General features: G+C 69.4%; 12 protein-coding genes and 1 pseudogene. 11 read left to right on the forward strand and 2 right to left on the reverse strand.

Features of this window, described 5'->3' with window-relative positions; translation table 11 throughout:
- Positions 1-626 (reverse strand): MarR family transcriptional regulator (locus tag STBA_RS01405; RefSeq protein WP_077057483.1); only part of this gene is annotated, 626 nt, incomplete at its 3' end.
- Positions 627-812: 186 nt separating this feature from the next.
- Here STBA_RS01405 and STBA_RS01410 point away from each other — a divergent pair.
- The 4 genes from STBA_RS01410 to STBA_RS01430 all read left to right on the forward strand — a co-directional run bounded on the left by STBA_RS01410 (position 813) and on the right by STBA_RS01430 (position 5,564).
- The gene (locus tag STBA_RS01410) at positions 813-1,784 is read left to right on the forward strand and encodes an aldo/keto reductase (RefSeq protein ID WP_077057484.1); all 972 of its coding nucleotides are present in this window, start codon (positions 813-815) and stop codon (positions 1,782-1,784) included.
- A gap of 87 nt (positions 1,785-1,871) precedes the next feature.
- Positions 1,872-3,008, forward strand: a complete 1,137-nt coding sequence (locus tag STBA_RS01415; RefSeq protein WP_253194483.1) for a Gfo/Idh/MocA family oxidoreductase — start codon at positions 1,872-1,874, stop codon at positions 3,006-3,008.
- Between the two features lie 310 nt (positions 3,009-3,318).
- Complete coding sequence (locus STBA_RS01425) at positions 3,319-4,425, forward strand: NAD(P)-dependent alcohol dehydrogenase (RefSeq protein WP_077057487.1); 1,107 nt, start codon at positions 3,319-3,321, stop codon at positions 4,423-4,425.
- 56 nt (positions 4,426-4,481) lie between these two features.
- A complete protein-coding gene (locus STBA_RS01430; RefSeq protein WP_107484956.1) occupies positions 4,482-5,564 on the forward strand; it encodes an MBL fold metallo-hydrolase in 1,083 nt (360 codons plus the stop codon).
- Between the two features lie 580 nt (positions 5,565-6,144).
- Here STBA_RS01430 and STBA_RS01435 read toward each other — a convergent pair.
- Positions 6,145-6,528: a helix-turn-helix domain-containing protein gene (locus STBA_RS01435; RefSeq protein WP_077057488.1), complete on the reverse strand. Its 384-nt coding sequence runs from the start codon at positions 6,526-6,528 to the stop codon at positions 6,145-6,147.
- A gap of 176 nt (positions 6,529-6,704) precedes the next feature.
- Between STBA_RS01435 and STBA_RS01440 the strand changes: the two genes are divergently transcribed.
- The 7 genes and pseudogenes from STBA_RS01440 to STBA_RS38550 form a co-directional block, all read left to right on the forward strand.
- The gene (locus tag STBA_RS01440) at positions 6,705-7,055 is read left to right on the forward strand and encodes a hypothetical protein (RefSeq protein WP_143659402.1); all 351 of its coding nucleotides are present in this window, start codon (positions 6,705-6,707) and stop codon (positions 7,053-7,055) included.
- 11 nt (positions 7,056-7,066) lie between these two features.
- Positions 7,067-7,969 carry an LLM class flavin-dependent oxidoreductase gene (locus STBA_RS01445; protein WP_077057490.1) on the forward strand — a complete coding sequence of 301 codons (903 nt, stop codon included), beginning with the start codon at positions 7,067-7,069 and terminating at the stop codon, positions 7,967-7,969.
- On the forward strand, positions 7,966-10,722 hold the full coding sequence (locus STBA_RS01450) for a LuxR family transcriptional regulator (protein WP_077057491.1): 2,757 nt from the start codon (positions 7,966-7,968) through the stop codon (positions 10,720-10,722). Before STBA_RS01445 ends, STBA_RS01450 begins: the two co-directional genes overlap by 4 nt.
- A 152-nt stretch (positions 10,723-10,874) precedes the next feature.
- Positions 10,875-12,314, forward strand: coding sequence for an aldehyde dehydrogenase family protein (locus tag STBA_RS01455; RefSeq protein ID WP_077057492.1), 1,440 nt, complete (start codon positions 10,875-10,877; stop codon positions 12,312-12,314).
- Between the two features lie 26 nt (positions 12,315-12,340).
- Positions 12,341-12,931: an antibiotic biosynthesis monooxygenase gene (locus STBA_RS01460; protein ID WP_077057493.1), complete on the forward strand. Its 591-nt coding sequence runs from the start codon at positions 12,341-12,343 to the stop codon at positions 12,929-12,931.
- Between the two features lie 125 nt (positions 12,932-13,056).
- A complete protein-coding gene (locus STBA_RS01465) occupies positions 13,057-13,989 on the forward strand; it encodes an NADP-dependent oxidoreductase (RefSeq protein WP_077057494.1) in 933 nt (310 codons plus the stop codon).
- Between the two features lie 127 nt (positions 13,990-14,116).
- Positions 14,117-14,251: pseudogene (locus tag STBA_RS38550) on the forward strand (transposase); the annotation flags it as partial.
- Positions 14,252-14,290: the final 39 nt, after the last annotated feature.

Consider the following 14,290-nt stretch of genomic DNA (forward strand, 5'->3'; position numbering starts at 1 on the left):
GGCGTTGGCGTCTCGGCCGGATCAGGCGCCTCGGAGACCGCGCCGGGTTGCCCGCGCTTGATGGCGGCATCGACCGCGGCGCCGATACGGCGCAGGGTCGCCAACTCGTGCGGCTCCAGCCCGTCCATCAGGTATTCGCGGACGGCTGCGACGTGTCCCGGCGCCGCCGCCACGACGGCTTCGTAACCGGCCTCGGTCAGTATCGCGTTCGTGCGCCTGCCGGAGCCGGGAATCCGGGCTCGCGCGAGCAGTCCACGCTTCTCCAGCCGTCCCGCCACGTGGGACAGCCGCGACAGCGACGCCGAGGTCCGCGCGGCCAGATCGCTCATCTGCATCGTATGAGCCGGCTGCTCGGACAGGACCGAGAGCACCATGTACTCGAAGAAGGTCATCCGGGACTCGCGCTGCATTCGTGCGTCCAGGGCGGCCGGCAAGCTGATCATGATCGCGGAGTTGGCCAGCCACGCCGCCAGCTCCTCACGGTTCAGCCATCGGGTTCCGGCGGCCGGCCCAGCGGGTTTCCCCGCGCCGGCTCCCGCATCGCCGGGTGCCGCGATGTCGCCCGTCGCCCCGTTCCGCAGGCGTCGGCGGTGCTGTCCGTCCGCGCCCGCTGCGGTTTCGGCCATGAGGCCATCCTAGACCCCCTTGTTGACGCGTCAAGTTGGAGCCTGTACTTATTGACGCGTCAAGTTCCTCTCGGTGCCGCCTGGCCGCGTATCCGGGGCGGCGCGACTCCTGCCGCGGCGCCATACCCGTGTGCGCGTCCGGAGCGCGGGGCCGACGCATCGATCCAGGAAAGGTAGGACCACCAGATGCAGGTCACGTCACTTGGAGGGCTCGAGGTCTCGCGTATCGGCCTCGGGGTCATGGGAATGTCGGCGTTCTACACGGGAGCCGGTCGTGACGACGCCGAATCGGTCCGGACTGTTCATCGCGCTCTGGATCTCGGTGTCTCGCACCTGGACACCGCCGAGGTGTACGGGCCCTATGTCAACGAGGAACTGGTGGGCCGCGCCGTCAAGGGCCGCCGGGACGAGGTCGTCATCGCCACCAAGTTCGGCCTCGTCTCCCACACCGGCCGGGCGGGGCCGGACAGCACCCCCGCCAGCATTCGCACTGCTGTCGACGGGTCGCTGCGGCGGCTCGGGACCGACCGCATCGATCTCTATTACCAGCACCGGGTCGACCCCGGCACTCCCATCGAGGAGACGGTGGGGGCGTTGAGCGAGTTGGTGGCCGCGGGCAAGGTGCGCCACATCGGACTGTCGGAGGCGTCCGCGACGACGATCCGTCGGGCTCATGCCGTTCATCACGTGGCCGCCGTCCAGACCGAGTACTCGCTGTGGACCCGCGACCCCGAGGCCGAGGTGCTGCCGACGTTGCGGGAGCTCGGCATCGGTCTGGTTCCCTATGCGCCGCTGGGGCACGGCTTTCTCACCGGTGGTATCCGCACCCTGGACGGCCTGGACGCCACCGACTGGCGTCGTACCAACCCGCGGTTCACCGGCGGCAGCCTCACGCGCAACCTGCACATCCTCGACGAGGTCACCGAGATCGCCGACGAGGCCGGGGCCACCCCCGCGCAGGTCGCTCTGGCCTGGCTGCTCGCACAGGACGAAGGCATCGCGCCCATCCCGGGGACCAGGCGTGTGGACCGGCTCGAAGAAAACTGCGCCGCCGACGGAATCCGGCTCGCCGCCGACCAGATCACCCGTCTGAACAATCTGACGCCGGCGTCCGGAGAACGCCATTCCGAGTCCGACATGGCCGCCATCGACCGATGAGAAAGGCCTCGCGATACCCCTGGGCGATAGTGCGCGGCGGGGAATGCGCCCCGTTTTCGCAGCGAGTAATCAGATGGGCGGTACGGCATGGCCTTACCGCAATCGAGGATTGATGAACGGAGTTGTCCACACATGGCAAGCAGCCTTATTCGCGTCGGCATTATCGGGGCGGACACGAAGGCCAGCTGGGCGGGGGCGTCGCACGTCCCCGCGCTGGCGGCACAGCCGACGTTCCGGCTGGCGGCCGTGGCGACACGGCACGAGGAAAGTGCTCGCAGCGCTGCCGAGGTGTTCGGCGCCGAGCGCTGGTTCGCCGATCCGTTCGAGCTCATCCGCGATCCGTCGGTCGATCTCGTCACCGTGGCTGTCAAAGTTCCCGCTCACCGCGAACTCGTGCTGGCGGCCCTCGCGGCGAACAAGGCCGTGTACGCGGAGTCTCCGCTGGGCACGACCGTCGCACAGGCGGAAGAGATGGCTGACGCGGCTGGCTCACTGCACACGGCGATCGGCCTTCAGGGCCGGCACAATCCGTCGGTGCGCCGCGCGGCGGAGATCATCGCGCGGGGCCGGCTCGGGCGGTTGCTCTCGGCGCGAGTCGTGGCGACGACTTTCGGGAACGGTCCGGAGTCGGTGAGCGCGTACGAGTACTTCGACAAGGCAGCGGCGGGAGCCGGCTTCCTGACGATCGCGGTGGGCCACGTTCTGGACGTGGTCGAGGCGGTGCTCGGTGATATCACCGAGATCGACGCGCGCACGGAACTCCTCTGGCCGCAGGTGAAGCTGGTGGACACCGGCGCGCTCGCCGTCCGCGAGGTGCCGGATCACCTCGACGCCATCGCCAAGACCGCCTCGGGCGCGCCGGTCGGGGTGCAGATACTGGCGGGCGTGCCCGCGCCCGACGCCCACTTCGGTCTGGAGGTCCGCGGATCGGACGGCTGGCTGAGGCTGACCGGCAATCACCCCGCGGGCGTTCAGGTCGGCGACCTGGCGCTGTCCTCGAACGTGGACTTCCCCGCGCCCGACAGCCCCGTCGTCACCGGCACCGGCCCGACCGCCGCCGAGACCTGGACCGGTGCGTCGATCAATGTGGGCGAGGTGTATGCGGGCCTGGCGCGCGACATCACGAACGGGACCCACCACACCCCGGGATTCACCCACGCCGTCCACAACAGCCGCCTGATCGCCCGAGTCGAACAGGCTGCGCGCACCGGTCTCCGGCAGTGAAGGTGCTACGCCACGCCCTGCTCGTCACCTCGCACCACCGCCGGTGTGGTACGGACATCCGAGGGTCGCGCACCACCCGGTGAGGACCGGTGTCCGCGATCGAGGTCGCGGACACCGGGTCCGATCGCGGCAGCCGTCGGAAGAACCACGCCGCGACCGATATGGCGACCGATCCGCGAGCGCGGGCGGCCGACCTAGGGTCGGACACGCTGAAGGCCCCGAGGCCCACAACCCTGATCTGGGAGTCGTTGATGATTTCTGTCCTCTGTCGCCACGGCGCCGGCGGCGCTTCGCGGGAGGCTCACGACGTATGACCACGTCCGTACGCGCCGCCGTTCTCGAAAAGCAGGACGGGCCGTTCGAATTCCGTGATGTCGAGATCGAAGATCCGCGGCCCGACGAGATACTCGTCCGCATGGTCGCGACCGGAATATGCGCGACCGATGCTCATGTGCGGGCGCAACGAATGCCGACGCCGCTACCGGTGGTACTGGGGCACGAGGGCGCGGGAGTCGTCGAACGTGTGGGGGCCGCCGTCACCACCGTCGAGCCCGGTGACCACGTCGTCCTGTCCTACCACTCGTGTGGCCGCTGCAAGCCGTGCATGTCCTCTCACGCGGCCTACTGTGACAACGTCTGGGCAGCCAATTTCGCAGGTGCCCGCCTCGATGGCTCGAACGGCCTGCACGTCGCCCATGGCGCGGAGCCACATGGTCATTTCTTCGGCCAGTCCTCCTTCGCCACCTACGCCCTGACCCACCAACGGAACACGATCAAGGTCCCCCATGACCTGCCCCTGGACGTCATGGCTCCGTTGGGGTGCGGGGTACAGACAGGCGCGGGGGCGGTGCTCAAGGCACTCGCTGTTCCCGCGGGGGCTTCCTTCGCCGTGTTCGGCGTGGGCGCGGTGGGCTTGGCAGCGGTGATGGCGGCTCGCGTCGCGGGTGCCGCCACGGTCATCGCCGTCGACGTCGACGCCGGCCGACTCGCGCTCGCCCGCGATCTCGGAGCGACGCACATCGTCAACCCCGGCCAGGTCGAGGATCTGACCGGTGCGCTCCGCGCCATAGAGGAGCGCGGTCTGGAGTACGTCCTCGAGACCAGCGGACGCACGGAGAACCTCGATGCCGGGGTCGGCGCCCTGGCACCGCTGGGCCGATTCGGCTTCGTGGCGTTCCATGAAGGCACAGGTGCCATGATCGACGCCGGCCGGCTCACGGTCGGCCAGTCGGTGCAGGGGATCATCCAGGGAGACGCTGTCTCGTCGCTGCTGATCAACGATCTCGCCCAACTCTATCGGGCGGGCCGGTTTCCGATCGACCGATTGCTGTCCTTCTACGACTTCTCCGACATCAACGCGGCGTTCGACGACGCCGGTTCGGGCCGCACCACCAAGGCGATCCTTCGATTCACGTGAATGGGACAGCCCACCCGTTCGATGATTCCCCGAGAGAACAGAGAGGCATTTCGCCAATGTGCCAGAACAGCCAAAAACCCATCCATGTCGACCACACTCCGAGCTTCTACGGGATTGCCCCCTACGGATTCCCCAAGGCAGGGGCGGACGACCCCGAGGACCCCGAGGGGTATTATCCCCCTTATTTCCAGAGTGAGCACTTCCAGAAGTACGGCTACCACGTCGAAGAACTGCGCGGCGGCTTCTACTGGGTCACCAGTGCCGGCTACGACGCCGCGTTCGTGGTGACCGACCACGGTGTGGTCGCGATCGACGCACCGCCGACGCTGGGCGAGAACATGCTGGCGGCGATCGAGGACGTCACCGATCAACCGGTGACCCACGTGATCTACAGTCACTGGCACGCCGATCACATCGGCGCGGCTTCCGTGTTCGGTCCCGACGTCGAGATCGTCGCCCACCGCATCACCAAGGAACTCCTGGAGCGCTTTCCCGACCCGAAGCGTCCCCTGCCGACCAGGATATTCGACGACGAGCTCGCCCTCGAAGTGGGCGGAGTGAGCCTCCAGCTCTCCTACAAGGGTGAAAACCACTGCCCCGGCAATATCTTCATATACGCACCACAGCAGAAGGTGCTCACCGCCGTGGACATCGTGAGTCCGGGAAGTGTGACGTTCATGCACTGCGACGCCTCGCAGAACATCTCCGGCTGGTACGAGGCGCAATCGCAGATTCTCGAATACGACTTCGACTTCTTCGTCGGCGGCCATCATATGCACTACGGCACCTACGAGCAGGTGAAACTGTGCGTGGAGTACTTCGCCGACGTACTCGAAGGCGCGACCGCGGCGGTCGAGCGGTTCAGTCGCTCGGATGCACTCGTCGACATCGTGACCGGCACCGGCTGGAACAGGATATTCGTCGGCACCGAGAACTGGATCAGCTCCATGGCGAACTACACCACCCGGCACGTTCTTGAAAAGACGACCAGCAACGGCCAGCTGTGGTGGGAGCGGCTGGCAGGTGCCACCACCCAGACCAAGTACCACGCGTACACCGTGCTGGAATCGATCCGGCTGGAACGGCCGCGCCCGGACTACCGCTTGCGGGGCGAGAACCCCCCGGTCTTCCTGACCTGAGGCCCGTCCGCAACAGTACGACCCGATGAGCGGTGCGGGGACTGCCTCGGTCCCTCGCACCGCCCATCGCCGTGACGGCGCGGTGATGATGCCTGGCTCCGGTCATTTCAAGTAGCAGCATTCTCCACCGGTTCGGGAGGCGGCTCCGGGCCGTCGGCATCACGAAAGTTCAGGTAAGTGACGTCACCGGGATCGGGCTCGCCAGTTGCTCGGGGCGCCGCGGCGGTCGAGTCCCGCACAGCCGAACTCGTGGATGCGGAGGGGGTCGACGCGGCCGTAGCGTGACCGCGGCTCGGTGGCGGCCCAGCACCAGCAGCGCCCGCGGGCCGGCGGTCCCTCGCCGGCTCTGAAGTCGAACGCACCGACACCGGGCTGGTGATGCGCGCACTGGCCGGCTACCGCCTCACCCGCCGCTCTGCTCCGGGATGTCGCAGGCTCCTGACGTTCACAACCGACGCCGGGCCCAAGCTCGGTACCGAGCAGCTCGGCGTGAGGGCGAGGAGTGCGAACGGCGTGCGCGCCGCATCCCGGCTGCGGTGGGCCGCCGGGGCATCCTGTCCGCAGTTGAGTAGTCGCGATCTCATTCCTCGCTCCTGGCGCTCCACTCGACGAGAGGGTGCAGAACACGCATCAGGCTGGCACCTCGCTCGGTGGGCTGGTACGTGATCTGGACCGGCGTCGTCGGCACCACGACGCGCTCGATCAGTTGGTGACTCTCCAGCTCGCGCAGGCGCTGGGACAGCAGTTGGTTCGAGATGCCGGTGATCCGCGCGCGGTAGTCGACGAATCGGCGAGCACCCCGCATCGCCGCCAGGAGCACCGCGGCGGTCCATTTCTTGCCCACGATCTCGACCGAGCGCTGGAAGCTGCGGCACACGTCGTCGTCGATGTGCTCGTAGTCGACTTCCGGGCGGCTCCGGCCCGGGGCGGCGGAGGACTCGTCGGGTGGTCGAAGGCTGGCCATATGGTCATGATAGTAGAGCGAGTTGTGCTTGATGACCAGGTCATGTCTCGCTTGTCGCCCATGGTCGTCGTCGAGCAGCCTTGTGCCATGAACGCACGCCCGGCCACTCACGACGCGCTGTGAACCACGGACACCGGCTGCGGTTCGGGCGCCGTCCGGCCACTGGCGCCGGCCGCGTGATCCGCAGCCGCGCGACCGGACGGCTCCGGCTCCGGCCGGTCGGCGGCGCCGTCGCCGACGCTCCCTCGGACGCCACCGCCTACGCCCACCGCGACGCGAACTTTCCGTTCGTGGTGATGGGCGGTGACGACGAAGTGGTCGACAGGCCCCGGAGACCCTGGCCCGGCTGCGCCCCTTACGCCGTGGCCCCGGCATCGGCTTCACGTCCGGTCTCCGGCCCGAGCATTCCGCCGGGGCATGGCCTCGCGGGGACCCTCGTGCGTCCGCGCGCGCTGAAGACCGTTAACGACCCGGAGGGCGAATTCGGCGTCGACCTCGCCCTCACTCCCTCCACGAACCACCTCTGAGGACACCACCTATGACCGACTACGGACACGACCTGTGGTTCGGCAGCTTCGTCACCCCCGCTGCCCACCCGCCTCAGGCACCGGTCGAGCTGGCCCTTGAGTCCGAGCGGGCCGGACTCGACCTCGTCAGCTTCCAGGACCACCCCTACCAGGCGGCATTCCAGGACACCTGGACCCTGATGTCGTACGTCGCGGCACGCACCGAACGGATTCGGATCAGCGGCAACGTACTGAGTCTTCCGCTGCGCCCCCCGGCCGTGCTGGCCCGTGCCGCCGCGAGCCTGGACCGGCTCACCGGCGGGCGGGTGGAACTGGGCATCGGCGCGGGCGCGTTCTGGGACGGCATCGTCGCGATGGGGGGCCGTCGGCTCGAACCGGCCCAGGCCGTGCGGGCACTGGAGGAGGCCGTGGGCGTGATCCGAGGGCTTTGGGCCACCGACGAGCCCGGCCCCCTCCGGATCGACGGGGAGTTCCACACCGTGACCGGCGCCAAGCGAGGGCCCGCCCCCGCCCATCGGATTCCGATCCGCATCGGCGCCTACAAGCCGCGCATGCTCCGGCTGACCGGCCGGATCGCCGACGGTTGGCTGCCCTCCCTGGGATACCTGCCCGACGGCCCCGCGTCGCTCGACGCGATGAACGAGCAAATCGACGAGGCCGCCTCCGCCGTCGGTCGCGAGCCCGCGGCCGTCAGACGCTCGCTCAACCTGAGCGGCCGATTCACGACCGGCGCCGGCGGCGGGCTGTTGGAGGGGACTACTGGCGACTGGGCTGAACAGATCGCCGACCTTGCCCTGCGGTACGGCGTTTCCGGGTTCATCCTCGCCTCGGATGAGCCCGCCGACTTGCACCTTTTCGGTCACGAGGTCGCGCCGCGCGCCCGCGAACTCGTCCAGTCCGAACGCGCGGCGTGACGCGGCTCGCCCCCGGCCCGCACGGTGCCGGAGTACCGACAGGCGCGGCGCCGACGGAGTTGTTCGGACGCCGCGCCGAGACCGCGGTTCTCGACGAGCTCCTCTCGCAGGCCCGCGAAGGGAGCGGCGGCGCGCTCGTACTGTGGGGCGAGCCGGGCATCGGCAAGTCTGCTCTGCTCCGCTACGCGCACGACCGAGCCGCGGACTTCCTGCGGCTGAGCCACCCCGCCACCCGGCCCGAATCGGACCTGGCCTTCGCCGGGCTGCACGGACTGCTGCGACCGGTGACCGACCGCGTCGAGTCGCTGGTGACGGCCCAGGCACCTGCATTGCGTGCTGCGCTCGGGGCGAGCGGTGAGCCGGCGAACCGGCTGCTGGTCGGGGCGGCTGTGCTGTCGCTGCTCTGCGGGCTCGCCGAGCGGCAGCCCGTACTCGTCGTGGTGGACAACGGGCAGTGGCTCGACGAGGCCACCGCACGGTGCCTCGGATTCGTCGCCCGCCGCGTACGGGCGCATCCCGTGGTGGTCGTGCTCGCCGATCACAGTGATCCTGCCGTCCGGCAGTGGGAAGGCATGGCCGACGTGCGGGTCGAAGGCCTCACCGACGAAAGTGCGCGGCGGCTCGTGGCGACCGTGGCCCCGTTCGCCGACGAGACCACGGTGCGGAACACGGTCGGGGAGGCGGGGGGCAACCCCCTGGCGCTGCACGAGATGGCCACGCTCGGAAGTGGCCTCGACGACGCCGAGCGCCGCCATGGGCAAGGAGAACCGCCCGTCGGGCCGCGCCTGCAGCGGGCCTTCCGTGCCGGGATCGAGGCCCTGAGTCCCCCGGCGCAACTGCTGACCGTGCTCGCGGCGGCCGAGGAACACGGCGACCGACTCACGGTGCAGCGCGCCGGTTGCGTGTCGGGGGTCGACGACACCGCCTGGGAGGAAGCGACCAACGCGGGCCTGCTCCGCGTCGTGGGCAACCGAGTCGGGTTCCGGCACCCCGTCGTGAGCAGAGCCGTCTACGAGGGCTGCGGCGCCGCGGTGAGGCGACGGGCTCACCACGCCCTGGCCGCCACGCTGCCGGACGAGGCCGAGGAACGGGTGTGGCACCTCGCCGCCGTGGCCCATGACCGCGACGAGAACGTCGCGACGCTACTCGAACAGGCCGCGGCCCGCTCCCGGCTCCGCGCAGCCACGGCGACGGCGGCACGGGCATTGCGGCGAGCCGCCGAACTCTCGGCCACGCCGATCGGCGCGTCACAACGACTCGCCGAAGCGGCCAGAGCTTCGTGGGACGCCGGATGCGCGGCCACCGCGGCGCGCCTGCTCGACGAAGCGGAACGGCTGGCCCCCGGCGCTCACGTCGCCCGACACAGCCGGGGTTTGCGCGGGGTCCTCGAGTTCGCCCGGGGCATGCCCGAACTGGCGCACCACTACCTGACCACCGACATGCACCGGGTCTCGGGCCCGGACACGGCGCTGGAGTTGGCCACGATGGCCATGCGCGCCGACTGGTCCATGGGACGCGGCGACCTGCGGGCCGGATCACTTGAGCTGTTCCTCGCACGCGATGCCGAGGACCGGACCGGATTACCCGGCCCGCCCGCTCGGTGGAGCGACGACGCATCGGCCGACGCGTTCGAAGCCGACGATGCCGTCACCCCGGCCCGAACGACCGCGCTGCCGTTGCTTCCGCCGACACCCCTCGCGCTGGCCTGGGGCATCGACAAGCCGATGAGGGATGCGCTGCGCCTCGGAATGCCGCACCTGCGGCAAGGTGGCGAGCGCGCCGGGCTCGCCGACGCCCTGGCCAGGACCGCGATACTCGACAACGTCGCCGGTCGCTGGACGGAAGCGGAGTCCTCGGCCACGGAGGGACTACGGCTGGCCGAGGAGATGGGCGCCGACCACATCGCATCCGACTGCCGCACCAGCCTGGGCTGGCTCGCCGCCGCACGCGGTGACGAGCAGGCGGTCACGGAGGTCACCGCCCGCACTCTGGAGACATCACTCCCCCGGGGCGTCCGCGCCCTGAGCGCGGCGGCGTACTGGAACCGCGGAATGGCGTCCCTGTTCCAGGAGCGCCCCGACGAAGCCCTGGACACCCTGGTACGCCTGGCCGAGCCGGGCCATGGCGCGGAGCACCCGACCTTCGCGCTCCTGGCCGCTCTCGACACCGCCGAGGCGGCCGTGCACGTCGGAAGACACGACCTCGCGGAGGAAAGGGTACGGGCGCTCGAAGCCTGGGGGCGGCGCACCGGAGCGCCGTGGGCTCGCTCCGCCGCGCACGTCGCTCGCGCGCTCCTTCCAGGCCCCCGTGTCGAGCATGCCTTCCGGGCCGCCCTCGACGTGCCAGGTGCCCGATCGCACCCTCTGCTCCACGCGCGCGCTCAATTGTTCTATGGCGAGTGGTTGCGACGGGGCCGTCGGCGGATCGATGCGCGCGTCCAGATCGGGGCCGCCATCGAGGTGTTCGACCGGCTCGGGGCCGAGCCGCTGCACAGACGCGCGCGGCGCGAGCAGGAACTCACCGGACCGCCAGGACGTCGGGGGAGCCTGGACACCGACGAGGTGAACCGACTCACCCTCCAGGAACAGCGGGTAGCCCAGTTGGCCGCCGAGCAGCTGACGAATCGCGAGATCGCCGTACAGCTGCGGATCAGCCACCGCACCGTGGGCCACCACCTTGGGAACGTGTTCGCCAAGCTCGGCATCAACACGCGGACAGAACTGAGCTGCCCAGCCGGTTCCGAGCCGCGGTGAGGGGAAAGACGGCGCGGTGCGCCGGCCGCAGCGCATCGGCCAACGACCGATTGCCCACCCGATACGCGTATACGCCTTCGATTTGCAACGTCGCTGTCGTTGTCCCGCCGACCGCCGCGAACGTCTATCGCCATACGACGAAAGGCCACCTCATGCCCACATCCCGGGCCCTGCCCCATGCGCGCCACTACATCGACGGGCAGTGGCACGACTCCGGCTCCCGCGGCGAGTCGCGCACCCCCGCGACGAACGACCTGCTCGGCACGTTCGCCGACGGTGGCGCGGAGGAAGCAAAATCCGCCGTGGCCGCGGCCCGACGGGCCTTCGACTCCACCAAGTGGCCCCGCGACCGCCACCGCCGTGCGGCAGCCCTGCACGAGCTGGCCGACCGGCTCGAGAACCGCAGCGAAGAACTGATCACTCTCCTGGCGCGAGAGAACGGAAAAGTGCTCTCCGAGGCGGCCCTCGAGGTCGCAGGCACCATCCCCAAGCTCCGCTACTACGCGGCGCTCGCCGTCACCGACCACGGCCGCGCCGCAGAAGTGCGGCCCGGGCATTACTCGATGACACTGCGCGAGGCTGCGGGTGTCGCCGGTGTGATCGTGCCGTGGAACTCACCGGTCATCCTCTCGGCCCGGTCCTTCGCACCCGCCCTGGCCGCCGGTTGCACCGTGGTCATGAAGATGCCGGCGCAGACCGGTCTGGTCAACGGGCTGCTGAGCGAGATCATCGCCGACACGCCGAGTCTGGAGCCGGGCGCATTCAACGTCTTCACCGAAAGCGGAAACACCGGGGCGCCGGAGCTCGTCTCCTCCTCCGATGTCGACGTCATCAGCTACACCGGCTCCACCGCCGTCGGCCGCGTAATCATGGAACAGGCCGCTCCGACGCTCAAAGCGTTGTCCATGGAGCTGGGCGGAAAGACCCCGATGCTCGTGTTCGACGACGCCGATCTGGACGCGGCCGTGCCCGTGCTCACCAAGGCCATCACCACTTTCGCGGGCCAGTTCTGCATGACGGGCAGTCGGGTGCTCGCCCAGCGCGGCGTCGCCGACGAACTCCGCCGGCGGCTCGTCGCCTCCCTGGAGACCGTCCAGGTCGGGCCGGGCGACGACCCCGCCAGCGAAATGGGGGCCATGATCGATGAAAGCAACGCCCAACGGGTCGAACGGATCGTGACCGCCGCGGCCGATCACGCCACCGTGCTCGTGCGGGGCAAGCGGGACCGGGCTCTTCTCGGGCCATCGCTGATCGAGGTCGCTGATGTATCCGCGCCGATCGTGCAGCGCGAGGTGTTCGGACCGGTCGCCACCTTCGAGCTCTTCGACTCCGAGGCCGACGCCGTCACACGCGCGAACGCCACCGAGTTCGGACTCGCCGCGAGCATATGGACCCGTGATGTCGACCGCCCCTTGCGCGTCGGTCGAGAACTGCGGGCCGGGACCGTCTGGACCAACACCTGGGCCATGATCTACGACCAGTTCGAGGAGGGCGGCTTCAAACAGTCAGGAGTGGGGCGCCTGAACGGCATCCGCGGCATCGAGGAGTTCCAGGAGACCAAGCACCTCGTTCACGTGGCACCACAGCTCTGACAACTCACGACGGCAGGACGAGAACGATGACCGAGACGGACGACAGCGGCCCGACCGACGTCACCCTGCTCACCGCGCGCACCGTGGAGCCCGGCTACGAGCAGGACTTCCGGGAGTGGTTCGGACGAGTGACCAAGGCCGCCTCCACTTTTCCCGGCCACCTGGGGGATGGCTTGTTCCGACCTCCCACGCCCGCCGGTCCGTGGGTCCTCATCCACCGGTTCCGAGATCACGAGTCCGCACAGGCCTGGACGACGTCACCCGAACGGGCAGCACTGTTCGACAACTGCGACGGACACCACCAAACCGAAGTAGCCCGTCGCGAACTCTCCGGAATGGAGACCTGGTTCACCAGTCCGCAGGACACGATCACCATCGCACCGCCCAGGTGGAAGATGGCGCTCGCTGCCTTCGTGGCCATACTCCCGATTTCCCTGATCGGTAACGGCCTTCTGGGTCCGGCGCTCAGTACTTTACCGCTGCTGGCGCGGGTGCTGATTCTCGCGCTGCTGTTCAGCACCTTGATGACTTATCTGATGATGCCGACCACAACTCTCGCCCTTCGCCGTTGGCTCTGTTCCTCGACCGGAACCGCGCGCGAGGGACCAACGCGATAACAGAGCCCTGGGGGCGGCACTCCCGCCGGGCCGATGCGCTCGCGGGAGATTCCCCTGACGGCTACCGCCGTGCGCTCGCCGCGCACCAGGAAGTGGAGGAAAATATGAGTAAAGCAGCAGCAGTAGTGGCGGGCGCCTATGGCGGCCCCGAGGTCCTGTCGGTGATCGACGTCGCAGTCCCGGAGCCGGAGCCGAATCAGGTGCGCATCACGGTCCGCGCGGCCGGTGTCAATCCGTTCGACCACAAGCTGTACAGCGGTATCTTCGGTGCCGATCCGGGGCAACTGCCGCTGAGGCTCGGCGTCGAGGCGGCCGGCGTGGTGACCGCGGCCGGCGTCGACGCGGTCGGCCCCGCAGGTCCGATTGCGGTCGGTGACGAAGTGATCGCCCATCACGCACCGGGCGCCTACGCCACTGAACTTGTCGTACCGGCCTCGTCCGTAGTGCCGAAGCCTGTCGCCCTGTCCTGGGAGCAGGCCGGCGGGCTGTTGGCCGCCGGCACCACTGCCGTACATGTTCTCGAAGCGATCGGCCTGGGCAAGGACGAGACGGTGCTCATTCACGGTGCCGCCGGAGGCGTCGGCCTCGTGGCCGTGCAGCTCGCGGTGGCAAGCGGCGCCACTGTCGTGGCCACGGCAAGCCGGGCCAAGCACGACCTGCTCCAGGAGCTGGGAGCGATGCCGGTCGTCTACGGGCCAGGACTGGCGGACCGGGTACGCACGATGGCGCCGGATGGCGTGCACGCGGCCGCCGACCTGGTGGGCACCGACGAGGCGGTGGACGTCTCCGTGGAACTCGTGCCGGACCGCTTCCGCATCGCCACCATCGCGGGCTACGAGCGCGGGGTGCGCGTTGGCATTCAACTCCTGGGGGGCGTACCCGGTGGGGACCCCGGCACCGAGATCCGGGCAGCCGCCCGTCTGCGGCTCACGGAAGCGGCGGCAGCCCGCCGACTGCGCACCGTGGTCGCGGACGCCTACCCGCTGCGTGAGGCCGCCGTTGCCCACCGCAAGATCATGGCCGGCCACACCACGGGAAAGATCGTCCTGGTCCCGTAACCCGTCACCGTGCGCGACATCGGTCCAGCGGGCGCCCGGGCCGGGGCCGTCGGGCAGCGGCCAACCATCGGCCAGGAGTTGTCCGGGCGATCAGGTGACTTCCGATACTCGGCTCGTTGGTGTGGGCATGGGGCGGGGAGACCTCACGGATGCGGAGTGGGAGCGGCTTGAGCCGTTTCTGCCGGTCAGCAATGGGCGTTGTGGCAGGTGGCGGGATCACCGGCAGGTGATCGACGGGATTCTGCGCCGGGTGCGGACGGGGGCCGGTACCGGCGGCCCTCATCCGCACCACGTGCCGGTG

Origin of the sequence: Streptomyces sp. MP131-18, assembly GCF_001984575.1 — a bacterium.
Classification (GTDB): Bacteria; Actinomycetota; Actinomycetes; order Streptomycetales; family Streptomycetaceae; genus Streptomyces; species Streptomyces johnsoniae.

What these genes read in the sequence shown, in the direction of transcription:
- STBA_RS01410 (WP_077057484.1), top strand. Translation starts at nt 813, where the DNA reads ATGCAGGTCACGTCACTTGGAGGGCTCGAGGTCTCGCGTATCGGCCTC.
- STBA_RS01415 (WP_253194483.1), top strand. Translation starts at nt 1,872, where the DNA reads ATGGCCTTACCGCAATCGAGGATTGATGAACGGAGTTGTCCACACATG.
- STBA_RS01425 (WP_077057487.1), top strand. Translation starts at nt 3,319, where the DNA reads ATGACCACGTCCGTACGCGCCGCCGTTCTCGAAAAGCAGGACGGGCCG.
- STBA_RS01430 (WP_107484956.1), top strand. Translation starts at nt 4,482, where the DNA reads ATGTGCCAGAACAGCCAAAAACCCATCCATGTCGACCACACTCCGAGC.
- STBA_RS01435 (WP_077057488.1), bottom strand. Translation starts at nt 6,528, where the DNA reads ATGGCCAGCCTTCGACCACCCGACGAGTCCTCCGCCGCCCCGGGCCGG.
- STBA_RS01445 (WP_077057490.1), top strand. Translation starts at nt 7,067, where the DNA reads ATGACCGACTACGGACACGACCTGTGGTTCGGCAGCTTCGTCACCCCC.
- STBA_RS01455 (WP_077057492.1), top strand. Translation starts at nt 10,875, where the DNA reads ATGCCCACATCCCGGGCCCTGCCCCATGCGCGCCACTACATCGACGGG.
- STBA_RS01460 (WP_077057493.1), top strand. Translation starts at nt 12,341, where the DNA reads ATGACCGAGACGGACGACAGCGGCCCGACCGACGTCACCCTGCTCACC.